23 protein-coding genes are annotated in these 26,322 nt (G+C 38.7%); 22 read left to right on the forward strand and 1 reads right to left on the reverse strand.

Annotated features, from left to right (window positions below; all coding sequences use genetic code 11):
• Window positions 1-5: 5 nt before the first annotated feature.
• From LA20531_RS08965 to LA20531_RS09030, 14 genes are all read left to right on the forward strand, one after another.
• Window positions 6-2,762 (forward strand): cation-translocating P-type ATPase, encoded by a 2,757-nt coding sequence (locus tag LA20531_RS08965; protein ID WP_056939473.1) that lies wholly within the window; start codon window positions 6-8, stop codon window positions 2,760-2,762.
• 80 nt (window positions 2,763-2,842) lie between these two features.
• Window positions 2,843-3,223 carry a PTS glucitol/sorbitol transporter subunit IIA gene (locus LA20531_RS08970; protein WP_056939474.1) on the forward strand — a complete coding sequence of 127 codons (381 nt, stop codon included), beginning with the start codon at window positions 2,843-2,845 and terminating at the stop codon, window positions 3,221-3,223.
• Between the two features lie 16 nt (window positions 3,224-3,239).
• Window positions 3,240-4,442 carry an AI-2E family transporter gene (locus LA20531_RS08975; RefSeq protein WP_056939475.1) on the forward strand — a complete coding sequence of 401 codons (1,203 nt, stop codon included), beginning with the start codon at window positions 3,240-3,242 and terminating at the stop codon, window positions 4,440-4,442.
• Window positions 4,443-4,492: 50 nt separating this feature from the next.
• Window positions 4,493-5,053: a tRNA (cytidine(34)-2'-O)-methyltransferase gene (locus tag LA20531_RS08980; RefSeq protein ID WP_013437462.1), complete on the forward strand. Its 561-nt coding sequence runs from the start codon at window positions 4,493-4,495 to the stop codon at window positions 5,051-5,053.
• Window positions 5,053-5,442 carry a DUF1149 family protein gene (locus LA20531_RS08985; RefSeq protein ID WP_056939476.1) on the forward strand — a complete coding sequence of 130 codons (390 nt, stop codon included), beginning with the start codon at window positions 5,053-5,055 and terminating at the stop codon, window positions 5,440-5,442. The genes LA20531_RS08980 and LA20531_RS08985 overlap by 1 nt, the downstream gene beginning before the upstream one ends.
• A gap of 20 nt (window positions 5,443-5,462) precedes the next feature.
• Entirely contained in the window at window positions 5,463-7,898 is a 2,436-nt protein-coding gene (locus LA20531_RS08990; protein ID WP_056939477.1) for an FtsK/SpoIIIE family DNA translocase, read from the forward strand.
• A complete protein-coding gene (locus LA20531_RS08995; RefSeq protein ID WP_056939478.1) occupies window positions 7,885-9,099 on the forward strand; it encodes a M16 family metallopeptidase in 1,215 nt (404 codons plus the stop codon). Before LA20531_RS08990 ends, LA20531_RS08995 begins: the two co-directional genes overlap by 14 nt.
• Window positions 9,096-10,346: a M16 family metallopeptidase gene (locus tag LA20531_RS09000; protein WP_056939479.1), complete on the forward strand. Its 1,251-nt coding sequence runs from the start codon at window positions 9,096-9,098 to the stop codon at window positions 10,344-10,346. The genes LA20531_RS08995 and LA20531_RS09000 overlap by 4 nt, the downstream gene beginning before the upstream one ends.
• Window positions 10,347-10,352: 6 nt before the next feature.
• Entirely contained in the window at window positions 10,353-11,081 is a 729-nt protein-coding gene (gene ymfI, locus LA20531_RS09005; protein ID WP_056939480.1) for an elongation factor P 5-aminopentanone reductase, read from the forward strand.
• Window positions 11,082-11,148: 67 nt separating this feature from the next.
• The gene (locus tag LA20531_RS09010; RefSeq protein ID WP_056939481.1) at window positions 11,149-12,264 is read left to right on the forward strand and encodes a helix-turn-helix domain-containing protein; all 1,116 of its coding nucleotides are present in this window, start codon (window positions 11,149-11,151) and stop codon (window positions 12,262-12,264) included.
• Between the two features lie 22 nt (window positions 12,265-12,286).
• Window positions 12,287-12,847 carry a CDP-diacylglycerol--glycerol-3-phosphate 3-phosphatidyltransferase gene (pgsA, locus tag LA20531_RS09015; protein WP_013437469.1) on the forward strand — a complete coding sequence of 187 codons (561 nt, stop codon included), beginning with the start codon at window positions 12,287-12,289 and terminating at the stop codon, window positions 12,845-12,847.
• 188 nt (window positions 12,848-13,035) lie between these two features.
• Window positions 13,036-14,130, forward strand: a complete 1,095-nt coding sequence (recA, locus tag LA20531_RS09020) for a recombinase RecA (RefSeq protein WP_056939482.1) — start codon at window positions 13,036-13,038, stop codon at window positions 14,128-14,130.
• Window positions 14,131-14,246: 116 nt separating this feature from the next.
• A complete protein-coding gene (rny, locus tag LA20531_RS09025) occupies window positions 14,247-15,878 on the forward strand; it encodes a ribonuclease Y (protein WP_013641657.1) in 1,632 nt (543 codons plus the stop codon).
• 104 nt (window positions 15,879-15,982) lie between these two features.
• On the forward strand, window positions 15,983-17,149 hold the full coding sequence (locus LA20531_RS09030) for a glycosyltransferase family 4 protein (RefSeq protein ID WP_056939483.1): 1,167 nt from the start codon (window positions 15,983-15,985) through the stop codon (window positions 17,147-17,149).
• A gap of 33 nt (window positions 17,150-17,182) precedes the next feature.
• Here the strand turns inward: LA20531_RS09030 and LA20531_RS09035 are convergent, their stop codons facing one another.
• Entirely contained in the window at window positions 17,183-17,845 is a 663-nt protein-coding gene (locus LA20531_RS09035; RefSeq protein WP_056939484.1) for a YigZ family protein, read from the reverse strand.
• A gap of 46 nt (window positions 17,846-17,891) precedes the next feature.
• On the opposite strand from LA20531_RS09035, the gene LA20531_RS09040 reads away from it, so the two are divergent.
• From LA20531_RS09040 to lgt, 8 genes are all read left to right on the forward strand, one after another.
• A complete protein-coding gene (locus LA20531_RS09040) occupies window positions 17,892-19,178 on the forward strand; it encodes an ATP-dependent helicase ComFA (RefSeq protein WP_056939485.1) in 1,287 nt (428 codons plus the stop codon).
• Window positions 19,175-19,870 (forward strand): ComF family protein, encoded by a 696-nt coding sequence (locus tag LA20531_RS09045; protein WP_056939486.1) that lies wholly within the window; start codon window positions 19,175-19,177, stop codon window positions 19,868-19,870. Before LA20531_RS09040 ends, LA20531_RS09045 begins: the two co-directional genes overlap by 4 nt.
• An 80-nt stretch (window positions 19,871-19,950) precedes the next feature.
• The gene (gene hpf, locus LA20531_RS09050) at window positions 19,951-20,496 is read left to right on the forward strand and encodes a ribosome hibernation-promoting factor, HPF/YfiA family (RefSeq protein WP_056939487.1); all 546 of its coding nucleotides are present in this window, start codon (window positions 19,951-19,953) and stop codon (window positions 20,494-20,496) included.
• 142 nt (window positions 20,497-20,638) lie between these two features.
• Window positions 20,639-23,038, forward strand: a complete 2,400-nt coding sequence (gene secA, locus LA20531_RS09055; RefSeq protein ID WP_056939488.1) for a preprotein translocase subunit SecA — start codon at window positions 20,639-20,641, stop codon at window positions 23,036-23,038.
• A gap of 56 nt (window positions 23,039-23,094) precedes the next feature.
• Window positions 23,095-24,211 (forward strand): peptide chain release factor 2 gene (gene prfB, locus LA20531_RS09060; RefSeq protein ID WP_099202340.1). Its coding sequence is split into 2 segments (ribosomal slippage): window positions 23,095-23,166 and window positions 23,168-24,211, totalling 1,116 coding nucleotides; the frame shifts between segments, so codons are not numbered across the junction.
• 8 nt (window positions 24,212-24,219) lie between these two features.
• On the forward strand, window positions 24,220-24,498 hold the full coding sequence (locus tag LA20531_RS09065) for a hypothetical protein (RefSeq protein WP_056939490.1): 279 nt from the start codon (window positions 24,220-24,222) through the stop codon (window positions 24,496-24,498).
• Between the two features lie 15 nt (window positions 24,499-24,513).
• On the forward strand, window positions 24,514-25,482 hold the full coding sequence (gene hprK / locus LA20531_RS09070; RefSeq protein WP_056939491.1) for an HPr(Ser) kinase/phosphatase: 969 nt from the start codon (window positions 24,514-24,516) through the stop codon (window positions 25,480-25,482).
• Window positions 25,475-26,314 (forward strand): prolipoprotein diacylglyceryl transferase, encoded by an 840-nt coding sequence (gene lgt, locus LA20531_RS09075; protein ID WP_056939492.1) that lies wholly within the window; start codon window positions 25,475-25,477, stop codon window positions 26,312-26,314. Before hprK ends, lgt begins: the two co-directional genes overlap by 8 nt.
• The last annotated feature ends 8 nt before the right edge of the window (window positions 26,315-26,322 follow it).

Here is a 26,322-nt window from a genome sequence, read left to right on the forward strand (position 1 = left end):
GTAGAATGGACGAAAAAAAGATCCGTGAACTATATGCTCAAACTGATATTAAAGACGTTTTTGACAATCTACATTCCTCTGCTGATGGTTTAACGTCAGAAGAAGCTGACAGGCGACTGAATAAATATGGTGAAAATACCATTAAAAAGGCTGCTGCAGAATCTGAATGGAAAACATTTTTTAAAAACTTTATTAGTACAATGGCAATTTTGCTTTGGATTTCAGGGCTGATTGCCATCATTTCAGGTACGGTTGAATTAGGTATTGCTATTTGGTTAGTTAATGTCATCAATGGTTTGTTTAGTTTTTGGCAGGAACGTGCTGCTAAGAAAGCCACAGATGCGCTGAATAACATGCTTCCAACTTATGTTGATGTGATTCGTGACGGTAAAAAAATACAGATTGATAGTAAAAAGCTGGTTCCGGGGGATGTGTTTGTCCTGCAGGCAGGTAATTCAATCCCAGCGGATGCCAGAATTATTTCGGCAAGTTCAATGCAAGTCGATCAAAGTGCATTGAATGGTGAATCAGTACCAGAATCCAAGACTACTAAATATGATCCTGGTGAAGGCAGTTATGCGGAAAGCAACTTGGTGTATTCAGGTACTACCGTTGGTGCCGGTACTGCACGAGCAATTGCCTTTGCGACAGGGATGAACACCGAGTTTGGTCGAATTGCTAGTTTAACACAAAAGCAAACTAAGACGACTAGTCCATTAACGGCTGAACTTAATCGTTTGACCAAGCAAATTTCAATTATTGCGATTACGATCGGTGTCATTTTCTTAATCGCGGCAATTTTCTTTGTTAAGTATCCTTTCGCTAAGGCTTTTATCCTTGCCTTAGGGATGATCGTTGCCTTTATTCCAGAAGGATTGTTGCCTACGGTAACGCTGAGTCTGGCTCAAGGAGTAAGAAGGATGGCCAAAAAACACGCTTTGGTCAAGGAGCTAAATTCCGTAGAAACCTTGGGTGAGACGACAGTTATTTGTTCAGATAAAACGGGTACGTTGACTCAAAATCAAATGACTATTCACTATATTTGGACACCAAGCAACGAATATCATGTAACAGGCAATGGCTATGTGAATAATGGGCAAATTGAACTAAACAATAAGCAATTGTGGTATGAAGAAAATCCAGATTTGCATAAATTAGTTCAAATTGCAGCTTTGGACAATGACACTTCTGTTCAACCCGCTAAAGATGGCGGCAAGCCAAAGATCTTGGGTACGCCAACAGAAGCTTCATTGATCATCATGGCTGAAAAAGCCGGTTTTGATAAGCAAAAAGTTTTGGTTAAATATCCACGTTTGCGTGAATTGCCATTTGATTCTGATCGTAAAAGAATGTCAACGATCCACCGCTGGAATGATACGCAATATATTATCTTTACTAAGGGTTCATACAGCGACACGATTAAGCAATGCGATCGTATCCAAGTTAATGGTAAAGTACGTGAGATGACTGATGATGATCGTCTGCGTTCTAAGAAAGCCAATGCGGATTATGCTTCTCGCGGTTTGCGTAGTATGGCTTTGGCCTATCGCGTAATTGATCGTGATGTTGATATTAATAAGATGCCAATTGATGAGGCAGAAAATCATTTGGTCTTTGTAGGTTTGACTACAATGAGTGACCCACCTCGCCCAGAAATTTATGATGCTGTTAAACGTTGTCACCAAGCTAAGATTAGAATCATTATGGTAACTGGTGACTCTAAGTTAACTGCTAAATCAGTTGCGGTTCAAATTGGTTTAACTTCAGATAAAGCTCGCGTTATTTCAGGAAACGAACTTGAAAAGATGAGCGATGATGAGTTGCGTAAGGCTCTGAAGGGCGAAGTAATTTTTGCCAGAGTAGCACCTGAACAAAAATACCGGATTGTTAAGAACTGTCAGGCTAATGGCGAAGTCGTTGCTTCAACTGGTGACGGGGTTAACGATGCACCAGCCTTGAAGCAAGCCGATATTGGTATTGCGATGGGCCAAACTGGTACGGACGTAGCTAAAGAAGCAGCTAATATGATTCTGACAGATGATAACTTTGCTTCAATCGTGGCTGCTATTGAAGAAGGTCGTGCTGTTTATAGCAATATTCGTAAGTTCTTGACTTACATTTTGACTTCAAATGTGCCAGAAGCTGTGCCATCAGTTTTGTTCTTGTTCTCAGCCGGTCTTATTCCTTTGCCAATGACAGTTATGCAAATTTTAACCGTTGACTTAGGTACCGATATGCTTCCTGCATTAGGATTAGGTGCTGAAGCTGCTGACCCAGATATTATGAATCAGCCGCCACGTAAGCGCAGCGAGCACCTGTTAAACAAGAGCGTAATGATTAAATCATTCTGCTGGTACGGTTTGTTATCAAGTCTGATTTCAACTGGAGCATACTTCTTTGTTAACTGGCAAAATGGTTGGCCAACCAAAGCTTTAGCGGCAAGTGGTTCAGTTTATATGCGTGCCACGACAATGGTTTTAGGTTCGATTGTCTTTACTCAGATTGCTAACGTTTTGAACTGTCGTACTGATAAGACTTCTGTCTTCAAGAAGGGCTTGTTTAGCAACAAGAACATCTGGTACGGTATTATCTTTGAAATCTGCTTGTTCTTTGTATTGACGGTAACACCAGGCATTCGTCAGTTGTTTAATACGACGCCATTATTCGCTTCAGATTGGCTATTCTTGTTCTTATTGCCAATCCCATTAGTACTTCTAGAAGAAGCAAGAAAATGGTTAATGTACCATAAGAAAAATAATTAAAAATATTCGCTTATTTTGGGCCGCCTAAGTTTTTAAGCGGCTTTTCTTATGCTAAAATTATTTTTAAGGAGAGAATTAATATGAAGTGGATTTCAACTATTAAAAAGATTGGTAAAAAAGCTGTCGATAACAAAGATGGCATGGTAATTTTATTTAGCGAAGGTGCTAACAAGGAATTGGAAGACGTTTCAGTCATCCAAAAGTTTGATGAAAGCACCCCAGTTAGCGGCTTTGTTTTTAAGAAGGGCGACACCATTACTGTTGATGGTCAAACCTATGTAGCAAATTATGTAGGTCCAATGGTTGAAAGCAACATGAAGGCCTTGGGTCACGCTACTTTATTCTTTAACCGTCCAGTATCAAAGGCTCCATTGGCTAATGCTGTTTACTTTGATCCAGATGTTGCTCAACCAATGCCTAACTTTAAGGTAGACGATGACATTGTTTACGAGCACATTTGATAATTAGGACAGGTAGATGGATTATAAACGAAATCATAGGGGCGGAACAGTATTTAAAAAATGGTTTTTAAATAACCGTTTTAGCATTGTTTTATTAAACATCTTATTGTTCTTGTTGATTATCTGGGTTTTCAACAAGATATCATTTGTCCTAAATCCAGCATGGGTTTTCTTTAGTGCGGTTTTGCCACCACTATTATTGGCGGTTATTCAGTACTATATTATGAATCCCTTGGTTGATTGGCTGGAGAGAAAGGCGAGGGTACCGAGAGTATTAACAATTGTTGTTCTGTTCTTATTCGTAATTGTTGTCCTGATTTGGATTATCAATATTTTGGTACCTATTGTTCAAAACCAGATCAATTCTTTGATTAAGAATTGGCCGCATATTTGGAATGATGCTGTTAATGCAACGCAGAATGCATTGAACGATCCGCGTTTGCATCCCATAAGAGGCAGCATTAAAAACATGATCGACAATACGCAGAAGACTTTATTTAAGTCAGGTCAAAGTGCAATTAACACTACTTTAGGCAATATTTCATCTGCCGTAAGTATTATTACGATGGTCGTGATGACTTTAATCACTGCACCGTTCATTTTGTTCTTCATGTTAAAAGACGGTCACCAGCTTCGTCCATACATTACAAAATTCGCACCAGAAAAATGGCAACCTAGTTTCAGCAAATTGCTTTATGACATCAACTATGCATTAGCATCATATATTCGTGGTCAGATTACTGTTGCCTTCTGGGTTGGCGTAATGTTTGCAATTGGTTATTCAGTTGTTGGCTTGCCTTATGGGACAGCACTAGCAATCTTAGCTGGTTTCTTAAACTTGATTCCATACTTTGGTACGCCAATTGCTTTGATTCCGGTAATCGTAATTGCGATCATGACTTCTGGCTCAATGCTGGTTAAAGTTTTAGTTGTCTTTGTAATTGAACAAACAATTGAAACAAGAGTTTTGAGTCCATTGGTGATGGGCAACAAGATGGCCATGCACCCTGTTACTACGATCTTGCTTTTGATCGGTGCAAGTTCCGTTTGGGGACTTTGGGGCGTAATTTTTGGAATTCCAATTTATGCAATCTTGAAGATTATTGTGTCTCGCGTGTACAATTATTATCGAAGAGAATCTGAAATTTTTAGCGAAACGGATGCTGCTTCTTTAACCACGGGGGATGCAGATAAAACAACGAAAAATACTGCTAAATAGTTTTAAAGCGTGGCTTAAAAGCACGCTTTTTTGATTAAGGAGCTTTTTGAATGACAAATCACGTAGTTTTATATGAACCATTAATGCCAGCAAATACTGGTAATATTGCACGTACCTGTGCTGGTACAAACACTGTCTTAGATTTGATTGAACCATTAGGCTTTCAAATTGATAATAAAAAGATGAAGCGTGCAGGGCTAGACTATTGGGATAAAGTTGAAGTGCATATGCACGATGACTTAAATGCATTTTTAAAGACATTGGGTCCAGACGATGAAATGTATCTTATTTCTAAGTTCTCATCAAAGAATTATTCTCAAGTGGATTACACTGATAAGAATAAGAATTATTACTTTGTTTTTGGTAAGGAAACTACTGGTTTACCTGAGACATTTATGCGTGAATATTACGACCGCAATTTAAGAATTCCAATGTCTGATAATATTCGCTGCTATAATTTATCCAATTCAGTGGCCATGGTTTTGCTTGAAGCACTTCGTCAACAAGGCTTTCCAAACATGGAAACAACCCACCACTATGAGAATGATAAGTTAAAAGACGATTATGACCGTCCAGAAAGATATGAACGTAATTTAGGAGAAAATAAATAATGGATTTTGAAAAACAAACACCCGTAACAGTACAATCATTTCACTATGATTTAACTGACGAAAATGCCAAAGCTAAGAGTGAAGTTAACCCAGGAATCAGAAAATTAGACGTCAGTGGTGATGATGAACACTCAGAAGAAAATGGTAGCTACTACGATGTTGCTGTCTTCTTTGACGTAATTCCTGAACCAGTTGAATTCGAAGTAAGCGGAGCAATTCACCAAATTGTTCAAATTAAGGATTATCACGGTGATGGTTCTGATATTGGTAACGCTGACTGGCAATTACTTAGCAGACCGCTAGTTGAATATATTGAAACTTTGACTTACGAAGTTACGCAAGTTACATTCGATAAACCTGTCAACTTGAACTTCAAGGCCAACTTTTAGTCACTAATTAAGGTGAGTACATGCCTGTAAAAAGGAAAAAGAGAAAGATAAAAACTAAAAGAAAATATAATAAAAGCAAGGCTAAAAAGCAGAGCTTAAATTGGAGCATTGTAGGACTGGTACTAATTTTAGTATCAGTTTTGGCGTTTATGAGGTTCGGCATTTTAGGCAAGCAAATTGCTAATGTGATTCGTATGCTTTTTGGTGACTCATATCTGTTTGCAAGCGGCTTATTGGCATTATTTGGCCTAGTAAACTTGATTTATAATCAGCCGATTCATTTAACCGTTAAGCGTTCTATTGGTCTGAGTTTAACTTTTATTGGGGTGCTGCTATTACAAAGCAATTTAGACTTTGAACATGAACTGGTTAATAGCGGTTTTTTGAACTCGTTTTGGCATGCAATGTCTGCAGAATTTGGCCGAGCTGGCGTAACTGAAAGCGTCGGGGGCGGTTTTGTAGGTGCATTAGGCTATCAGATTTTTTATCCATTGCTTGGGCAAATCGGCATCAACGTTTTTGCCGTGCTGCTTTTGCCGATCGGTGTTCTCATGTTCTTTGACGTTAAGTTCAGAACGATTATTGAGAAGTTTCAATCGATCAGTCAACTCTTTATTCAGAGAAATAAAGAAGCCGGAGCCAAATTAAAGGATAAGTATGGGGATGCCATTGAAAAGAGAAAGCAGGCGCATTTAGCTAAAAAAGAAGATGAGCCTGCCGATCCAGATAAGCCAATCTTTCCTGACGTAGCCGATTTTGATCCTGATGATGACGATGAAAAGGAGAACACGGAAGATACTACGCCAGCTGTACAAGATGTTGCTCCTGAACCCGAACCAGAGCAAGAACCGCAGATTCAAATTGCCCCTCAACACGGTGAGGCTGAAAAGGATTTGCCTAAATCTCATTCATTTGCCGATGAAGATAAAAAATTAGAGCAAGAATTAGGCCAGGTAGATCATGGGGAACTCAAGACAAACGAACCCGTTAATAAGGCATATAAAATGCCGCCGCTTAGCTTGCTTGATCCAATTAAGTCGACCGACCAAAGTGCTGATCGTGATTTGATCAAGAAAAATACGCAGATCTTGCAATCTACGTTTAAGAGTTTTGGCGTCAAAGTTATCATTAAAAAGGCTATTTTAGGACCAACAATTACGCGGTATGAAGTTCAGCCTGCCGTTGGTGTAAAAGTTAGTCGAATCGTTAACTTGGCAGATGATTTAGCCCTTGCTTTAGCAGCTAAAGATATCAGAATTGAAGCGCCTATTCCAGGCAAACCTTTTATTGGTATCGAAGTTCCTAACCGAGCAACTTCCGTAGTATCCTTTAAAGATGTAATGGAACATCAAGATAAAAAGGCTAAAAAAGTTCCAATGGATGTGCCTTTGGGTAAGGATGTTACAGGAAGCATCATTTCAGCTAATTTAACTAAAATGCCGCACTTGCTGATTGCCGGTTCTACTGGGTCAGGTAAGTCTGTAGCGATTAACACGATTTTAGCCAGCATTTTGATGAAGGCTAGACCAGAAGAGGTTAAGCTGGTTTTAATCGATCCTAAAATGGTAGAATTGTCGGTTTATAATGGCGTACCTCATCTGCTGATTCCAGTCGTAACGGACGCTAAACTGGCTTCTAACGCTTTACGCAAAGTCGTTAAAGAGATGGAGCGCAGATATAAATTATTCGCTGCTGGCGGCGTTAGAAACATGGATGAGTACAACCGCAAAGTTGCTGAAAACAACCAGGATAAAACTAAGCCAGCTATGAAACCATTGCCTTATATTTTGGTCGTGGTTGACGAACTTAGTGATTTGATGATGGTGGGTGGCCACGATGTTGAAGGAGCAATCGTTCGTTTAGGTCAGATGGCCCGTGCTGCCGGAATTCATATGATCTTGGCTACTCAGCGTCCTAGTGTTGATGTTATTACTGGTTTAATTAAGGCCAACGTCCCATCACGTATTTCATTTGCCGTTTCCAGTGGTGTAGATTCAAGAACTATTTTGGATCAAACTGGTGCGGAGAAACTACTGGGTCGTGGTGATATGCTTTATATGCCAATTGGTGCTTCAAAACCTGAACGTGTTCAAGGAGCTTATATTGCTAGTGATGAAGTTGAACGCGTGATTGATTGGGTTAAGAAACAGCAAAAAGTCGATTACGATGAAACAATGATTCCTAAAAAAGGTGAGAGTACATCAAATGATGTAGGCAATAATGACGAACCAGAAGATGAGTTCTATAATCAAGCTGTCGATTTGGTTCGTCGTCAGCAAACTGCCAGTGTATCAATGCTGCAAAGACGCTTTAGAATAGGCTATAACCGTGCGGCTAGAATCGTTGATGAGATGGAAGCCAAAGGAATCGTTGGCCCATCAGAGGGATCAAAGCCGCGCCAAGTATTGGTGCCACCAGTAAAGAATGAAGGTAACTCAAACAATGCTAACAACTAATATTGAAATTAGAAAAAATAAAAAATTTACAACAGCCGTAGTGGGCTGTTTTTTGCGTTTGCCACTTACTAGTCACAATCTTGCCTTTTCTAGTTTGCTTGCACGCTTGCAGATGAACACTTCATTGGCTTATCCAACGATTGCTACTCAGCAACAGAAGTTGGCCCAGCTGTATGATCTGCAATTTGATGTATTACCACAGCTTTTTGGTAAAGAGATCATTCTTACTTATTATGCTAATTTTGTAGAACCAGCTGAAATTCTTGATCCGGATTATACATATGACGAAATAATTGAGACGCTTAGTCAAATCATTAAGTCGCCTTCATATGATCAAAATCTACTTGCTTATGCAAAGCGCCAGCTGGAAGAAGATTATAATGAACTAATGGAACAGCCAGCTAATTATGCCATCGATCGTTTCTTTAAATTATGGTATCGAGATCACCCTGATTATGCGGAAAACTTTATGGGGCCAATTCAAGAAATCAAAGATGCTGGCTTAGACGAAATGAACAATTTTGTTAGCAGCTTGCGCGACGTGCCCATGGCAGTACTAGGCATGGCCCGCGACAATAATCAATTAACCAAATTGGTTAACCAATACTTTAGAGGTGCCGGCATTATCAAACAATTTGAGGTAGACGATTTAACTATTCCGGCAGAAAATAATCCACTTGAAAAGACGGAAGAGCAAGATAATGCTCAAGCACAATTATTAATGGGCTTTGGTTTTAAGCAAAAAATCACGTATCAAGGTCAAATTGCCGGTTTACTATTAAGTCAATATTTAGCTGGTGATCAATCTTCAAAGCTATTTAATCAAATTCGTGAAAAACTAGGCGCAGCTTATGATGTAGAAGCAAATAGTTTTGCTAATAACAATTTGTTTTTGATAAATGCTGGACTTGATCCGGCTAAAATCGAAGATGCTAAACGAATCGTATTTAATGAAATGCAACGGGTAGCAGATGGAGAGATTGATGAAGCTTTGTTTAAGAAGTCTAAAAAATCGCTTGAGCGTAACACTAAGATTGGCTTAGACGGACAAAACTGGCAGTTAGGACAGGTCCTGCGCAGTGCACTATTTCCTGAGTATACGAATTTTGATCGTGCAGCTGCAATTAAACGAGCAACGTCTCATCAATTGGTCGATTTTGTTAAAAATCTATTCTTTAATGAAAGCTATATTTTAAAATGATCATACCTAAGATAATTAAGAGAGAATATAAATCAGGCTTTAAGGCCGAAGTTATTTTAAAACCACATTTTTATCAACGTTTTTTTGGCATTATTATTGATTTTGGAAGCAGTGATCCACAAAAAGTTGCCGGTTCAGCCCATTTTTTAGAGCATAAATTATTTGCTAAAAAAGATGGTGACATTTCTCATAAATTTGAAGAAATCGGTGCAGATGTAAATGCCTTTACTTCGTTCAATGAAACAATGTTTTATTGCAGCGGCATTGACCATACGCCTAAAATGATTGATCTGTTGTTTGAACTAGTTGGCCAGCCATATTTCACCAAGCAAAACATCGCTAAGGAAGCACCAATTATTACGCAAGAGCTGGCAATGTATAAAAACGATCCTATTTGGGGCATCAATAATGCCATTATGACTGAGATGTTTGGTCATTCTAACTTAGGCGTCGAGGTAGTTGGTACAGAAAAATCAATTGCTAGCGTAAATAAAAGTAATTTAACTGATGCTTATAGTAAGAATTATGTCCCAGCAAAAATGCAGTTTATTGCATGTGGCGATTTCTCAGATAACCAAGTTAAGACGATCTTGAGACAAGTTGGAAAATTACAAGAAAAATACTTCCAAGCTGCTAAGGTAGAACTAGATCAAAAAGAAGCACCCGTGGGTGAAATGAAGGACATAGTTTTGCCTGTAAAGGGAAATTCTAGAGCGTTCGGAATTGGTATTCGTTTTGAAAACTTTAAGAAAGTATTATCAAGTTTTGATTTGACTCAAATTCTGCTTGAAATAATGTTAGAATCAAAATTAAGTGTGATGGGAACTTGGTTTGAAGAGATGCGAGATAAACAAATATTGACCAATCCGCTTCAAATCTCAGTTAATTACACTAGACAGGGCGATTTTACGACCATTTTTGGTGTAAGCCAACAAGCTGACAAAGCAATTCAAGAAATAAAGCGTGAGTTGACTAAGCCAGTAGCTAAGAATTCTGAAGAATATCATTTTCTTGAGAAGAATTTTGCTTTGCAAAAAGAAGAATGGTTAGCACGTACTGTTAGGACAATGAATGATCTTTCATCTTTGGCAATTGAAATGATTGAGGAAAATCTGGATCATGAAAATTTGGATTTGAATTTGAAGAAGCTACAAGTAATGGGCTTTGACGAATTTAATCAGTTATGCAAACAATTGATGAAAGATAGTACAATTTGTTCAGCTTATTTAGATCCTGATAGGGAGTGATATTGAATGAAGCGAGCAATTGTGTTTGGTGCAACCGGTGGAATCGGGCAAGAGATTTGCCGAGATTTAGCCGCTGAAGGCTGGTCGCTCTACTTGCACTACAATTCACATGAGCAAACGGCATTGGACCTAGGCAAAGAGTTATTTGATAAATATCCTAGTCAAGATTTTTTACCAATTAAATTGGATTTTGCATCAAGTGATGCTGAGCTGGCAGACTTTGTAAAAAAGCTTTTGCCAGTAAATGCAGCTGTCTTTGCTCAAGGAATTACCAAGTACGGTTTTTTAGGCGATGAAACACTTGATAACATTACTAAGTTAATCAATGTAAACCTTACTGTACCGATAAAACTGACTAAGCTGTTAGAACCGCAATTAATGCGGCAAGACTATAGTCGGATAGTTTATCTAGGATCCGTTTATGGCGGCGTAGGCAGCGCGCTTGAGGCTGTTTATAGCGCAACTAAAGGCGGGTTAACGCGTTTTGCCCAGGCATATGCTCGTGAAGTCGCATCTAATAATTTAACGGTTAACGTGATTGCTCCAGGTGCCGTTAAAACTAACATGAATGCCATCTTTTCTGAAGATACGATTCAGGAAGTACAAGATGAGATTCCTATGGGACGTTGGGCTAAAGCAAATGATATTTCATATTGGGTAACGACTTTGTTAAATAAGCGTAGCGGCTACTTAACAGGGCAAACTATTTATGTAACTGGCGGCTGGCTTTTATAACTAAGACGTTGCAAGTGAATTTTTATGGTATACTCAATTTGTTAAACTTAATTTTGAAGAGGTAAATATGGCAGACATCGGAGATAAATTAAAGAGCGCCAGAGAGGCTAAAGGACTTTCAATTCAAGATATCGAAAAGGCAACTAAGATTCAAAGCAGATATCTTGAAGCAATTGAAAACAATGAATTTGATAAGCTTCCAGGTGATTTTTACGTTAGAGCATTTATTAGACAATATGCTCAAGTTGTTGGCTTAGATGGTAAGGAACTTCTTAGCGACTATCATGAAGATATTCCTGAATCCAAGCCGGATGAATACGTAGAAAACTCGATTGACAATAAGAGTGAAGAAGTACGTGAGACTACTGATAATAAGAAGAATCTGTGGAAGAATTACTTGCCACGGATTGCGATCGGCCTTGGTGTTATTATCGTAATCTTGGTTGTATATGTCTTATATGCACGCTTATCATCTGGTGGTCAACAAAATGAAGCAGATAATAGTGGTGTAACTGTTTCATCACAAAAATCATCATCTTCTTCATCAAAGAAGCCAGCTAAGAAGGTGGCTGTAAGTCAAGTTAGGGTTAAGAAGATCAGTGATAACGAATACCGTGTTACTGGTTTGAAGAATAACCGTCGTTTAGTTGTTCGTGCAGGCTCAACTCAAAATATTTCTGCTAGCGTATCTACTGACGGCAATACTATTTGGCAATCAACTTTAATCGCTAAGCAAAAGCATACTGTGGCTCTCCCATCTAATGTACAACGAGTAGTAATAACTTTAGGTAACGACAATGGTACTTCAATTACCATCGGTGGCAAGAAGATTCCTTATGCACCAAACAATGCATACCGTACCATTACTTTGTTGATTGGTAAGGCTAAGAGAACTTCACATAATTCTAATACCCAAAACGATTCAAACAACACAAACGATAACAATTCTACTAACAACGGTGGTTCAAATACTCAAAGCAGCCAAACTCAAAGTAGCAAAACCACTACTAGCAGAACTGAAACTCAAAGTAGCCGTACGCAATCATCAACTACTCAAAGTAGTCAAGCTAATGAACAAAGCAGACAAACACAACAATCATCTGCTGCGCAATCATCAACTACTACCCAAGGTAACGCTGGTGGTAACAACGGCGGTGGCAACAACGGAAACAATGGTAATTAAGGCTTAGGAGAAGTAAAGAATAATGAATTTACCTAATAAACTTACTGTATTTAGAATCTTTTTGATTCCAGTATTTATGTTAATTATAATTTTTGGTGGGGATGCACATACGGTAGCTGCAGGTTACACCGTTTACTGGAGTAGAGTAATTGCTGCGATCGTATTCGCAATTGCTTCAGCAACCGACTGGTTTGACGGTCATATTGCTCGTTCACGTAACATGGTTACTAACTTTGGTAAGTTTGCTGACCCATTGGCAGACAAGATGCTAACTATGACTGCATTTATTTACTTAGTTGACTTAAAGCTTGCTCCAGCATGGGTTGTAGCAATTATCGTTTGCCGTGAATTAGCAGTTACTGGTTTGCGTTTAATCTTGGCAGAAAACAAAGGCCAAGTTTTGGCAGCTAAGATGCCAGGTAAGATTAAGACCACTTGCCAAATGCTTTCAATCATTTTCTTGTTGATTGGTAACTTCTGGTACATTGGTACTATCTTACTTTACTTAGCATTGATCTTTACTATTTACTCAGGTTACGACTACTTCCACCAATCATGGGGCGTATTCAAGGGTTCAATGTAATAGATTATTAATAATTGATTAAAAGAAGCAAGTTTTTGCTTCTTTTTTTATTTTCTCAGAAAAAAATGAGCCTTTTTTGCGTAATAAAAAGTGTAGGGAAAATGGTTTGAACATTCGTTTGCATTTTGCTTGCAAATTGGTTGTTGAACAAAGTATAATTATTAAGTACGAAAATTTAGGAGGTAGCAATGGCCAAAGATGAAAAGCAAGCTGCATTAGACGCAGCTCTTAAGAAAATTGAAAAGAACTTTGGAAAAGGTGCCGTTATGCGTATGGGTGAAAAAGCAGATACGCAAATTTCAACAGTGCCAACCGGTTCACTTGCCTTAGATGCCGCTATTGGTGTTGGTGGTTATCCTCGTGGCAGAATTATCGAAATTTATGGTCCAGAATCATCTGGTAAGACTACTGTAGCCCTTCATGCAGTTGCTGAAGTGCAAAAACGTGGCGGAACAGCTGCTTATATCGATGCCGAAAACGCAATGGATCCGGCTTACGCAGAAGCTTTGGGCGTGGACATTGATTCATTGATTCTTTCACAACCTAATACTGGTGAAGAAGGTTTGCAAATTGCCGATACCTTGATTTCCAGTGGTGCGATTGACATTGTGGTAGTTGACTCTGTAGCTGCCTTAGTACCACGTGCCGAAATTGAAGGTGAGATGGGGGATGCTCACGTCGGCTTGCAAGCTCGTTTGATGAGTCAAGCTTTGCGTAAATTATCAGGTACCATTTCTAAGACTAAGACAATTGCGATATTTATTAACCAGATCCGTGAAAAAGTTGGTGTCATGTTTGGTAACCCTGAAACCACACCAGGTGGTCGAGCACTTAAGTTCTACTCAACTATTCGTCTTGAAGTAAGAAGAGCAGAACAAATTAAGCAATCAGGTGATGTTCTTGGTAACCGCGTTAAGATTAAGGTTGTTAAGAACAAGGTTGCTCCACCATTCAAGGTTGCCGAAGTTGATATCATGTATGGCAAGGGTATTTCACAAAGTGGTGAATTGCTTGATATGGCTGCCGACAAGGATATTATTGATAAGGCTGGTTCATGGTACTCATACAAGAATGACCGAATTGGCCAAGGGCGTGAGAATGCCAAGAAGTATCTTGAAGATCACCCAGATATTTATCAAGATATTCAAGAACAGGTTCGTAAGGCTTATGGAATTGACGAAAAGTCAATTGCTGATCGCGAGAATCCTGAAAAGATCAAGGAAAAGCGTGAAGAAGCACAACAAGAAGAATCTGATGCCAAAGATGCTGAAAAAACTAAATAATATTAGTCTTTACCTTGGAATTTATTCCAAGGTTTTTTTATCATGATTGACATGGACTCATAGGTTCTTTATCATAAAAGTTGTGTGAATAATTCTAAAAAAAGGCGATAGTAATCATGAATACAATAATTATGATTCCCGTCGCAACTGCCATTGTTTCACTTTTGGTGGGTACAGGTATTGGTTATGCAATTCGTAAGCATTCTTGGGAACAAAAGGCCCAGAATGCGCAAAATGATGCAGACCATATTTTGGCTGATGCTAAAGCACAGGTAGCTGCCGCTGAAGCAGAAGTCAACGCACAAAAGCAAGCAGCAGAAGCTGTTAAGCAAAGTGCTGAAAATACTAAGAAAGAAAAGATTCTTGAAGCTCAAGAACAAATTCGTGATTTTAGGCAAAAAACCGAAGATGAGTTAAATGTCAAAAAGGACAACTTAGCTCGGGAAAAGAACCGTTTACAACAACGTGAAGATACCTTAGATCATAAGACTTCTTTGTTAGATGAAAGAGAAACTGGACTCACGCAAAAAGAAGATCAATTAAAGCAGCAAGATGCTAGCTTACAGGCGAAGTTAACTGAGGCTGATGAATTAGTTGAAACCAGACGGCAAAAACTTTATGACGTAGCTAAATTAGACAAGGAACAAGCTAAAAAGATTGTTCTTGATCAATTATCTGATGAATTAGTTAAAGAACGGGCTGAAATGATCAGAAACAGCAATGAAGAAGTTAAAGCTAAAGCTGATCATTTTGCCAATCAAGTCATTGTTGATGCCATTCAAAGCAGTGCAGCAGATACTGTAGCCGAGACTACCGTATCTGTTGTTGACTTGCCAAATGAAGAAATGAAGGGACGGATTATTGGTCGTGAAGGTCGCAACATCCGTTCATTTGAGGCTTTAACTGGAATCGATCTAATTATCGATGACACACCAAAAGTTGTCACACTGAGTGGTTTCGATCCTATTAGACGTGAAATTGCCAAGAGAGCAATGGAACGATTAATAAAGGATGGTCGAATTCACCCAGCTCGCATTGAGGAAATGGTTGATAAGGCCAGAAAAGAAGTAAACGACGATATTTACGAAGCTGGTGAAAGTGCCTTGATGGAATTAGGTATCCATCGAATGAACCCTGAGTTGGTTAAGACACTTGGTCGCTTGAAGTATCGTACTTCATATGGACAAAATGTTTTGTCTCACTCAATTGAAGTCGGCAAGCTAGCAGGTACTATGGCTGCGGAACTTGGTCTAGATGAAAAACTAGCGGTTCGCGCGGGATTATTACACGATATTGGTAAAGCCATCGATCATGATATCGAAGGTTCCCACGTAGAAATTGGGGTTGAATTAACCAGAAAATATCATGAACCCGATGTTGTAGTTAACGCGATTGCTGCTCACCACGGTGATGTGCCTAAGTTATCGTTTATTGCTGAACTTGTTGTTGCAGCAGATACGATTTCTTCAGCTCGTCCAGGTGCAAGAAGCGAGAGTTTGGAAAATTACATTAGACGTTTAACTGAACTAGAAAAAATTGCTAAGAGCTATCAAGGCGTTAAGCAAGCTTATGCTATTCAAGCAGGGCGTGAAGTTCGAGTTATGGTTGAGCCTGATGAAATTTCAGATGATCGAACAGTAATTTTGGCACGTGATATCCGTAATCAAGTAGAAAAGGAACTGGATTATCCAGGAAATATCAAGATTACCGTTATCCGTGAAAAACGTGTTGTAGCAATTGCTAAATAAAGAAAAAGGTTTGGAATGCAAAGTTCCAAACCTTTTTTCGTTATTTGTACAAAAGCTTGTCTACTTGTATAATTAGAACAAGTATATAAGGAAAGTAGCCACATATGTTTAAAATTATTGTTGAATTATTCTTATTAGTAATTATTTCAGCGGCCATTACACCTTTTATTAGGCGTCTTGCCTTTGTACTGGGTGCCGTTGATAATCCTAATGCTCGTCGTGTTAATAAGAAACCAATGCCAACTATCGGGGGACTAGGCATTTTCGTTACTTTTAACATTGGCGCTTTTGTGCTTTTAAGAGAGCAGTTCCCTACTCATGAAATTTTTTCAATTCTGCTAGCTTCCAGTGTAATCGTGCTGACAGGATTAATTGATGATATTTTGGAATTGAAGCCTAGACAAAAAATGTTTGGTATTTTTATTGCCGCGCTGATCATCTATTTCTTAGCGGGCATCAGAATGAACGTGTTGAAGCTTCCTTTCATTACACATGAAATCAATTTGGGCTGGTGGAGTTTTCCAATTACCATTTTCTGGATATTAGCGTTAACTAATGCTGTTAACTTAATCGATGGATTGGATGGACTAGCCGATGGAGTTTCGATGATTTCTTTAACCACAATGGGAATTGTCGGATATTTCTTCTTGCACACGCATCAGCTTTACGTGCCAATTGCTTGTTTCATGCTGGCAGCTTGTTTATTAGGCTTTTTGCCATATAATTTCCACCCAGCTAAGATCTTTTTAGGCGATACTGGTGCGCTCTATATCGGTTTTATGATCGCGGTTTTATCGTTAAAGGGCTTGAAGAACGTCACCTTTATTTCATTGCTCGTACCAATCATTATTTTAGGTGTGCCAATCACCGATACGGTTTATGCAATGATTAGACGTAAGCTTAATAAAAAGCCGATTTCAGAAGCTGACAAGCACCACTTGCACCACCAGTTAATGCGAATGGGGTTAACTCATAGACAAACAGTGTTAACTATTTACGCATTATCATTAGTCTTTTCATTTATTTCACTATTATTCTTGCTTTCACCAGCTTGGGGTACTTGGCTCTTGATCATCGGCTTGCTATTTGCTCTTGAGTATTTCGTGGAATCGATTGGATTATTAGGTGAAAAATATCATCCTTTGATGCATGTAATTCAAAAGATTATTAACCAAAAGATTAGAGTAGATCCTACTGTTGAGGTCTGGCACTTAGGGGATGAAAAACCTGATCAATTGAAGAGCAAGAAAGATCAAGATAAAAAAGAATAAAATAAAAGGTTTAGCATCGTTGCTAAACCTTTTTTATTGCTCATGGAAATTATTATCTTTGACAGGAATTTCATTGTAGCGTTTTTGTCCCTTAGTAAATTCAATTTGACCAGATAATAAGTTAGTCAGATCAGTCTTAGTTTTTTCTTGATCGTCATCATCTAAGAAAATATGAATTTTTACATCTACGCCATATTCAGTATCGGCAATAAAGACGTCATTGGTTTTTAGATAATGATCTACCTCGTCAAAGCGGTTATAAGGAACGCTAAAAAGTAATTCTTGTTGCAGTACGCGTTTAATTACACCAACTTTTTCTACAGCATTAGTTACGCTGTTAGAATATGCACGAATTAAGCCGCCCGCACCTAATTTAATGCCGCCAAAATATCTGGTGACGACTACGGTAACGTTCTTTAGCTTCATCAGCTGCAATGCTTTTAATTCAGGAACACCAGCGGTACCGGAAGGTTCACCGTTATCACATTCTTTGACTTGATCGTCGTTTAAACCGATCGTGTAAGCAAAGGTATTGTGGGTAGCATCGCGATATTTCTTCGAAATTTCTTGAATAAAAGCATTTGCTTCTTCAACGGAATTGGTTCTAGCAATGCTGGCAATAAATCTACTCTTTTTAATGATCAATTCGCCGCTGCCGTTTTCTTTAATAGTTAAAAAATTTTCTTTTTCTGACAAAAAAATCGCCTCTTTTTGCGTAATAAATAATAGAGGGGTGAAAACAATGGAAGATTCAACTCTATTATTTGGTCGTCAATGGGTTGTTAGTCAAAAGGATTCTAGCATACTTACGCTTTCTAGCAAAATTCCCGCAATTGAAAACGAAAAATGCAACCGATGCGGCACGAAGGTTGAACATAAATTACCGAGTGACAAATATTATTGCCGTGGCTGCATTGGAATTGGTCGGATTGTTGAAGGTTGTTTTTTAGTAAGACAAAACGAAAATTATGAGTATCCTGAAAAAAAGAAAGGTGGCCTGACCTGGGCCGGACAATTAACGCCACTGCAGCAGAAAATTTCTGATGAACTAGTCAGTAATTTTAAACAGAGGAAAAACAGTTTAGTTCATGCAGTAACTGGAGCAGGTAAAACGGAAATGCTGTTTCAATTAATTGCCGAATGTATGAAAAACGGCAAAAGAGCCTGCATTGCTACGCCAAGAATTGATGTGGTTAATGAGCTGTTTCCTCGTTTTCAAGCCGCTTTTGCAGAAATTGAGATTGGTAAATATCATGGCCGAGAATTTAAAGAGCCAGGACTAGAACAGCTGACGATTTGTACCACGCACCAGTTAATGAAATTTTATGAAGCATTTGATTTATTGGTTATTGATGAGGTGGACTCGTTTCCCTATGTAGGCGATCCGCAACTGCATTTTGCGGCTAAGGCAGCCGTTAAGAAGACTGGCGTGAGGGTTTATCTAAGTGCAACGCCAACCGAAGATCTGCTGGAAGAGGCAAAACAAGGAAAGATTCAAATTTTAAAGTTAAATCGACGCTTTCATGGCGGACTTTTACCAGTACCGCGAGAAAAATTATTTATTAAACCATTCTTAGATAAGAAAAATCAGATTCATCCAAAATTGTTGCTGGAAATAAAAAAGGTGATTAAAAGTGGACACCCATTATTGGTCTTTGTCCCGAGAATTGAAGAGATCTCTGTTTATTTACAAATTTTGCAAAAAAGTTTAAAGGATAAACAAATCAAAATTGCTGGTGTGCACGCTCAAGATCCTCAGCGACTAGAAAAAGTACAGGCATTTCGCGAGAAAAAAGTTGATTTGCTTTTAACGACGACTATTTTGGAGCGAGGCGTAACTTTTAAACACGTTTGGGTAATTATTATTGCGGCAGATGATCCGATTTATACGGCCGCAAGTTTGGTGCAGATTGCAGGACGAGTAGGTAGAGCTAAAGACGATCCTAGTGGACTAGTGCTGTATTGTTACCATCACTATACCAAGAATATCCGCAGCAGCATTAAGCAAATTAAGGAGATGAATAAATGAGAAAGTGCCTGCTTTGTGAACAGGTTTTTACGCCTGATATTTCCTTTGCCGAGATTTTTTCGCTAAAAAAGTATCGAGAAAGAAAAATCTGCCTGCACTGTCTAAAACAATTTCGACGTTTGACAGATAAAAAGTGTGCCATTTGTTCCAAAATGCTGGACAAAGGAATTATCTGCACTGACTGCGTGAGATGGAAAAAGATCTATCAAGGAGATGTTTTACGTAATCATGCACTGTATCGCTATGATGCGACTTTTCATGATCTGATGGTTTCTTATAAGCGGCGTGGCGATTATGCGATGCGCGAGATTTTGCAGGAATTATGCTATGAATATTTGAACAAAAATAAATACGATTATTATGTTCCAGTACCTACATCGCCTGAGCATCAAATGAGACGGCAATTTGATACAATTTCTGCCATTTATGGTGATATTTTGCCGCTTACGCCGGTTTTAATTAAGAAGGAAGGCAGTCATGCCCAGGGGGAGAAAAACAAAGAAGAAAGGCTAAAAACGCCGCAAGGGTTTTTAATTGATAAAAATATTAATATAAGAGAAAATATACAGACAGGGAAAGTATTAATTTTGGATGATATTTACACTACAGGACGAACGCTTTATCACGCACGGGACTGCTTAAAAGAGGCTTTTCCAGGGATGCAAATTGAAAGCTTTTCAATTTGTCGATAGATTTGTTGTGAAACGCTTTCATTTTTTGGTATAATGAAAGAGTAAAGAAAAACCGTATAACGGTGAAAGGAGAATCTTATATGTTAAAGTACAATGTTCGTGGAGAAAATATCGAAGTAACTGACGCTTTAAGAAGCTATGTTGAAAAACGTTTAAACAAATTGGAAAAATACTTTGAATTGAATCAAGACGTGCTCGCACACGTAAACTTAAGAGTTTACCGTGATCACTCTGCCAAGGTCGAAGTCACTATTCCTTTACCATACTTGGTTTTGAGAGCTGAAGAAACCACGGATGATATGTATCGTAGCATTGACTTCGTTTCAGAGAAACTTGAACGTCAAATCAGAAAGTACAAGACTCGTGTTAACAGAAAGAGTCGTGAAAAAGGTTTACAAGATTTCTTCGTGGAAGAACCTCAAGAAGAAGAAAAGAAGCCTGGTCAATTCGATATCGTTCGTAACAAGCGCGTAAGTTTGAAGCCAATGGATCCAGAAGAAGCAATTTTGCAAATGGATATGTTGGAACACGACTTCTTCGTATTTGAAGATGCTGAAACTAACGGCACTAGCGTTGTTTACCGTAGAAACGATGGTCGTTACGGCTTGATTGAAACTAACGAATAATTGAGTTGAAATACTCGTTACATAAAAAACCTCGCGTTTGTTTGAGCGTGGGGTTTTTTATTTAGAATATTTTTATTTTGTAGATAAACATGTTAAAATTATTCTGTATTTTTAGACTTTACGACATATAAGGACCGATTTAATGGTAAACATTTTAAAGAAACTATATAACGACGATAAAAGAGAACTTAAGAAATTTGAAAAAATCGCAGCTAAGGTAGAATCTCATGCAGATGAAATGAGCAAGCTATCTGATGAACAATTGCAAGCAAAGACGCCAGAATTTCGTGACCGGATTAAGAAGGGCGAAAGCTTGGACGATCTTTTGCCAGAAGCATTCGCAGTTGCTCGTGAAGGTGCTAAGCGTGTCTTAGGCCTTTACCCATTCCACGTACAAATCTTGGGTGGTATTGCACTTCACTATGGTAACATTGCCGAAATGATGACTGGTGAAGGTAAGACTTTAACAGCAACCATGCCTGTATACTTAAATGCGCTTGAAGGCAAGGGTGTACACGTTGTTACTGTTAACGAATACCTTTCAAGTCGTGACGAAGAGGAAATGGGTCAACTTTACAAGTGGCTTGGTTTAACTGTTGGCTTGAACTTGAACTCAATGTCACCAGATGAAAAGCGTGCAGCTTACAACTGTGATGTTACTTACTCAACTAACTCAGAACTTGGCTTTGACTATTTGCGTGACAACATGGTTGTTTATAAGGAACAAATGGTTCAACGTCCATTGAACTATGCAATCATCGACGAAGTTGACTCCATCTTAATTGATGAAGCTAGAACTCCATTGATCATTTCTGGTGAAGCTGAACAAGCAAACAGCGACTACATCCGTGCTGACCGTTTTGTAAAGACTTTGACTGAAGATAAGAGCGATGATGACGCCGACGATGATGAAGATCACGGCGATTACAAGATTGACTGGCCAACTAAGACCATTTCTCTTACTAGAACTGGTATTGAAAAGGCTTGTCAACACTTCGGCTTAAAGAACTTGTACGATGTTGAAAACCAAAAGTTAGTCCACCACATCGATCAAGCTCTTCGTGCTAACTACATTATGCTTAAGGATATCGACTACGTTGTCCAAGATGGCGAAGTTTTAATCGTTGACTCATTCACTGGTCGTGTAATGGAAGGCCGTCGTTACTCAGATGGTTTGCACCAAGCTATTGAAGCTAAGGAAGGCGTAAAGATTCAAGAAGAATCAAGAACGCAAGCTACTATTACTTACCAGAACTTCTTCAGAATGTACAAGAAGTTGTCAGGTATGACTGGTACTGCCAAGACTGAAGAAGAAGAATTCCGTGAAATCTACAACATGCAGGTAATCACGATTCCAACCAACCGTCCAATTGCCAGAAAAGACATGCCAGACATCTTGTACCCAACTTTGGATTCTAAATTCCATGCTGTAGTTGAAGAAATCAAGAAGCGTCACGCTAAGGGACAACCTGTTTTGGTTGGTACTGTTGCTATTGAAAGTTCAGAACGTTTGAGTAAGATGCTTGATGAAGCAGGCATTCCTCACGCAGTTTTGAACGCTAAGAACCACGCTAAGGAAGCTCAAATCATCATGAACGCTGGTCAACGTGGTGCTGTAACTATCGCTACTAACATGGCCGGTCGTGGTACTGACATTAAGCTTGGGCCTGGTGTTAAGGAACTCGGTGGTTTAGCAGTTATTGGTACTGAACGTCACGAATCACGTCGTATTGATAACCAGCTTCGTGGTCGTTCTGGTCGTCAGGGTGACCCAGGTTACACTAGATTCTACTTATCACTTGAAGATGACTTGATGAAGCGTTTCGGTGGAGACCGTGTTAAGGACTTCTTGGACCGTTTGTCAGACAATGATGAAGACAAGGTCATTGAAAGTCGTTTGATTACTCGTCAAGTTGAGTCTGCTCAAAAGCGTGTTGAAGGTAACAACTACGATACTCGTAAGCAAACTTTGCAATACGATGATGTTATGCGTATTCAACGTGAAATCATCTACGGCGAAAGAATGCAAGTTATTGAAGCCGACAAGTCATTGAAGAATGTTTTGATTCCAATGATTCACCGTACAATTAACAGTCAAGTTGACATGTTTACGCAAGGTGATAGAAGTCAATGGCGTTTGGATTCATTGCGTGACTTTATTTCATCAAGTTTAACTTCTGAAAAGGTAACTGATTCAATTGACTTCAAGACTATTAGTGTTGAAGATTTGAAGAAGAAGTTATACGACATCGTTGAAAAGAACTTTGAAGACAAGGAAAAGGCTTTGGGTGATCCAAGTCAAATGCTTGAATTCGAAAAGGTCGTTATCTTGCGTGTTGTAGATGATCGCTGGACTGATCATATCGATGCAATGGACCAATTGCGTCAATCAATTGGTTTACGTGGTTATGGACAACTTAACCCACTTGTTGAATATCAAGATTCTGGTTACAGAATGTTTGAAGAAATGATTTCAAATATTGAATTCGATGTAACTCGTTTGTTCATGAAGGCTGAAATTAGACAAAATCTTAGTCGTTAATAAAGAAAAAGGGGAGTTAACAGCTTCCCTTTTTTGTAATAGAAAAAGGAAAAACTATGGAAATTAGTGAAATTCAAAGTGTGTTAGACGAGTTGAAAAAGCGTCTAAATCACTTTAGGGGGTCTCTTTGACCTTGATGCGATTGATGAAAGCATTGAAATAAACGAAGCTAAAATGGCCCAGCCTGATTTTTGGAATGATCAGGAAAAAGCGCAAAAGCTGATCAGTGAAAACAACGTTTTAAAAGAAAAACGTGACTCTTTTTTGAAACTGCAAAAAGGCTATGAGGATGAAAGCACCGCAGTTGAGTTATTGCGTGAAGAGCCTGACCCAGATTTGCAAAAAGAAACAGAAGAAGACTTGGCCACTCTGCAAGATGAATTCCACAATTATGAGCTAGATTTGTTGCTATCAGGCAAATACGATAGTCATAATGCGCTGATGGAAATTCACCCAGGTGCAGGGGGTACAGAAGCGATGGACTGGGGTCAGATGCTTTTGCGGATGTACCAACGTTATTGCGATAGTGCAGGTTTTAAATTTGAGATCAATGACTATGAACCTGGTGAAGAGGCAGGACTAAAGAGTGTAAGTGCCAGAATTGTCGGCAAAAATGCTTACGGGATGCTTAAATCTGAAAATGGTGTCCATCGGTTAGTCAGAATTTCGCCGTTTGATGCAGCTAAGAGACGGCACACTTCTTTTGCTTCCGTTGAAGTGATTCCAGAAATCGATGACAGTATTAAAATTGATATTGATCCTAAAGATCTGCGAATCGATGTTTATCGTTCAAGTGGTGCCGGTGGTCAGCACATTAACAAGACTTCTAGTGCCGTTAGAATTACGCACTTGCCAACTGGAATTGTGACAACCTCACAAGCTCAGCGTTCACAGCTTCAAAACCGCGAAACTGCCATGAATGAATTGAGAGCCAAGCTTTTCCATTTGGAAGAAGAGAAAAAGCGTAAGCAAAAACAAACTTTGAAAGGCGATCAAAAGGAAATTGGCTGGGGTTCGCAAATTCGGTCATATGTTTTCTATCCTTATAATTTGGTAAAAGATTTGCGTACGGGCTATGAAACTGCCGATGCTAATGGTGTAATGGATGGGAAGCTACAATCATTTATTTATTCATATTTACAATGGCTGCTTAGTCAAGAAAATCCGGAATAGGTGAAAAAATGAGTTTTTTAGGAATTGTAACACTTGTTTTAGTAGCATTAATTATTTTGAGTTTGTTGTTTGTATTTTTTAAAGCATTTATTTTGCTTTTGCCGGTAGCTTTAATTGCCATTGGAGTTATGTGGTTGGTTCTTTGGATTTCAGGTAAGAGAAATAAAAATAGAGTACCAGCTAGTGAAACTTACTTTGATTGGTTTAAAGCTAGTGAGCCTGAACCAAAAAATACTAGAAAACGGGCTCGTAATGTGACTATCAAAGATATTGATGATGATAAATAGTTAGGAGGCATTATCATGGCCAGTGAAGTTAAGTTAAGCAAATTAGTTCAAGATAACAGAAGCATTCTTGAGATTTATCAAGGCGAAGAATACATCAAGGATAAAGATGTTTTGGTTTCAGATATTTATCGTCCAGGTCTAGAATTAACAGGCTATTTTGATTTTTATCCTGCACAACGTATTCAACTTCTCGGACGGACTGAAATTTCTTATGCGGCTCGACTTGATCATGATATTAGAAAACATGTATTTACTAAGATGGCTACTAAAGCCACTCCTTGTTTTTTGATTTCACGTTCACTTCCAGTTCCGGAAGAATTATCGGATGCAGCAGAAAAAGCACACATTCCAATTTTGCAAACTAGTGAATCAACGACCTATATTTCTAGTGTCATGACCGAATACTTGCGTGCCCGTCTTGCAAAAAGAACTATTATCCACGGTGTATTGGTCGAAATTAAGGGTATGGGTGTCCTTTTAACAGGTGCTTCTGGTGTTGGTAAATCTGAAACCGCCTTAGGTTTGGTTCAAAGAGGCCACAGATTAATTGCGGATGACCGTGTAGATGCCTTCCAAAAGGATCACAACACAGTTGTTGGTGAAGCACCAAAGATCCTAAAGCACCTAATGGAAATCAGAGGAATCGGTATTATCGATGTTATGAACTTGTTTGGTGCTGGTGCCGTTAAGAATAGAACCGAAATTCAACTAGTCATTAATTTGGTTAACTGGGATCCTAAGGCTAACTACGACCGTTTGGGCTTCCAAGAAAATACGCGTGAAATCTGCAACGTAGCTATTCCACAAGTTAATATTCCAGTTAAGGTAGGACGCAACATCGAAATTATCATCGAAGTAGCAGCTATGAACTTCAGAGCTAAGAAGATGGGTTACGATGCAACTCAAACCTTTGATAATAATTTGACTAGCTTAATCTCAGAGCACTCTAAAGAAGATACAAATAAGGTGCATCACGATGACTAAACTAGTGATTAACCCGGTGGCATTTCAATTAGGAAATTTAAGTGTCAAATGGTACGGCATCATTATGGCAGTAGCCATTATTTTAGCCGCTTTTATGGCGATTAATGAAGGTAAAAAAAGACACATTATCCCTGATGACTTTGTAGATCTACTTTTATGGGCCGTGCCGTTAGGCTATGTTGGTGCACGAATTTACTATGTCATCTTTGAATGGTGCTATTATTCGCAGCATCCTGATCAAATAATCGCTATTTGGAATGGCGGAATCGCCATTTATGGTGGTTTGATCGCGGGTTTGATAGTGCTGCTGGTCTTTTGTTATAAAAGAGAATTGCCACCATTTTTGATGCTCGATATTATCACGCCAGGAGTGATGGCCGCCCAGATTTTAGGACGCTGGGGCAACTTCGTTAACCAGGAAGCTCACGGTGGTTCTACAACCTTGCACTTTTTACAAAGTTTGCACTTACCAGAATTTATTATTCAGCAAATGAAGATTGGTGGAACCTATTATAAACCAACATTCTTATATGAATCATTTTTCAATTTGATTGGTCTGATTTTAATTTTATCCTTGCGTCATAAAAAACACGTTTTTAAACAAGGTGAAGTTTTCATGACGTATCTTCTTTGGTATAGTGTAGTTAGATTCTTTGTTGAGGGGATGAGAACGGATAGCCTATACATTTTTGGTATAATACGTGTATCACAGGCATTAAGTTTAGTCCTATTTATTGCTACAATTATTTTATGGATTTATCGACGCAAAGTTGTTAAACCTAAATGGTATTTAGAGGGTAGCGGGTTAAAATATCCGTATACAAGAGATTAGTTAGATTA

This window comes from Lactobacillus amylovorus DSM 20531, from assembly GCF_002706375.1.
GTDB lineage: Bacteria > Bacillota > Bacilli > Lactobacillales > Lactobacillaceae > Lactobacillus > Lactobacillus amylovorus.

Coding starts and splice junctions, on each gene's coding strand:
- LA20531_RS08965 (WP_056939473.1), top strand. CDS start 6: ATGGACGAAAAAAAGATCCGTGAACTATATGCTCAAACTGATATTAAA.
- LA20531_RS08970 (WP_056939474.1), top strand. CDS start 2,843: ATGAAGTGGATTTCAACTATTAAAAAGATTGGTAAAAAAGCTGTCGAT.
- LA20531_RS08975 (WP_056939475.1), top strand. CDS start 3,240: ATGGATTATAAACGAAATCATAGGGGCGGAACAGTATTTAAAAAATGG.
- LA20531_RS08980 (WP_013437462.1), top strand. CDS start 4,493: ATGACAAATCACGTAGTTTTATATGAACCATTAATGCCAGCAAATACT.
- LA20531_RS08985 (WP_056939476.1), top strand. CDS start 5,053: ATGGATTTTGAAAAACAAACACCCGTAACAGTACAATCATTTCACTAT.
- LA20531_RS08990 (WP_056939477.1), top strand. CDS start 5,463: ATGCCTGTAAAAAGGAAAAAGAGAAAGATAAAAACTAAAAGAAAATAT.
- LA20531_RS08995 (WP_056939478.1), top strand. CDS start 7,885: ATGCTAACAACTAATATTGAAATTAGAAAAAATAAAAAATTTACAACA.
- LA20531_RS09000 (WP_056939479.1), top strand. CDS start 9,096: ATGATCATACCTAAGATAATTAAGAGAGAATATAAATCAGGCTTTAAG.
- ymfI (WP_056939480.1), top strand. CDS start 10,353: ATGAAGCGAGCAATTGTGTTTGGTGCAACCGGTGGAATCGGGCAAGAG.
- LA20531_RS09010 (WP_056939481.1), top strand. CDS start 11,149: ATGGCAGACATCGGAGATAAATTAAAGAGCGCCAGAGAGGCTAAAGGA.
- pgsA (WP_013437469.1), top strand. CDS start 12,287: ATGAATTTACCTAATAAACTTACTGTATTTAGAATCTTTTTGATTCCA.
- recA (WP_056939482.1), top strand. CDS start 13,036: ATGGCCAAAGATGAAAAGCAAGCTGCATTAGACGCAGCTCTTAAGAAA.
- rny (WP_013641657.1), top strand. CDS start 14,247: ATGAATACAATAATTATGATTCCCGTCGCAACTGCCATTGTTTCACTT.
- LA20531_RS09030 (WP_056939483.1), top strand. CDS start 15,983: ATGTTTAAAATTATTGTTGAATTATTCTTATTAGTAATTATTTCAGCG.
- LA20531_RS09040 (WP_056939485.1), top strand. CDS start 17,892: ATGGAAGATTCAACTCTATTATTTGGTCGTCAATGGGTTGTTAGTCAA.
- LA20531_RS09045 (WP_056939486.1), top strand. CDS start 19,175: ATGAGAAAGTGCCTGCTTTGTGAACAGGTTTTTACGCCTGATATTTCC.
- hpf (WP_056939487.1), top strand. CDS start 19,951: ATGTTAAAGTACAATGTTCGTGGAGAAAATATCGAAGTAACTGACGCT.
- secA (WP_056939488.1), top strand. CDS start 20,639: ATGGTAAACATTTTAAAGAAACTATATAACGACGATAAAAGAGAACTT.
- LA20531_RS09065 (WP_056939490.1), top strand. CDS start 24,220: ATGAGTTTTTTAGGAATTGTAACACTTGTTTTAGTAGCATTAATTATT.
- hprK (WP_056939491.1), top strand. CDS start 24,514: ATGGCCAGTGAAGTTAAGTTAAGCAAATTAGTTCAAGATAACAGAAGC.
- lgt (WP_056939492.1), top strand. CDS start 25,475: ATGACTAAACTAGTGATTAACCCGGTGGCATTTCAATTAGGAAATTTA.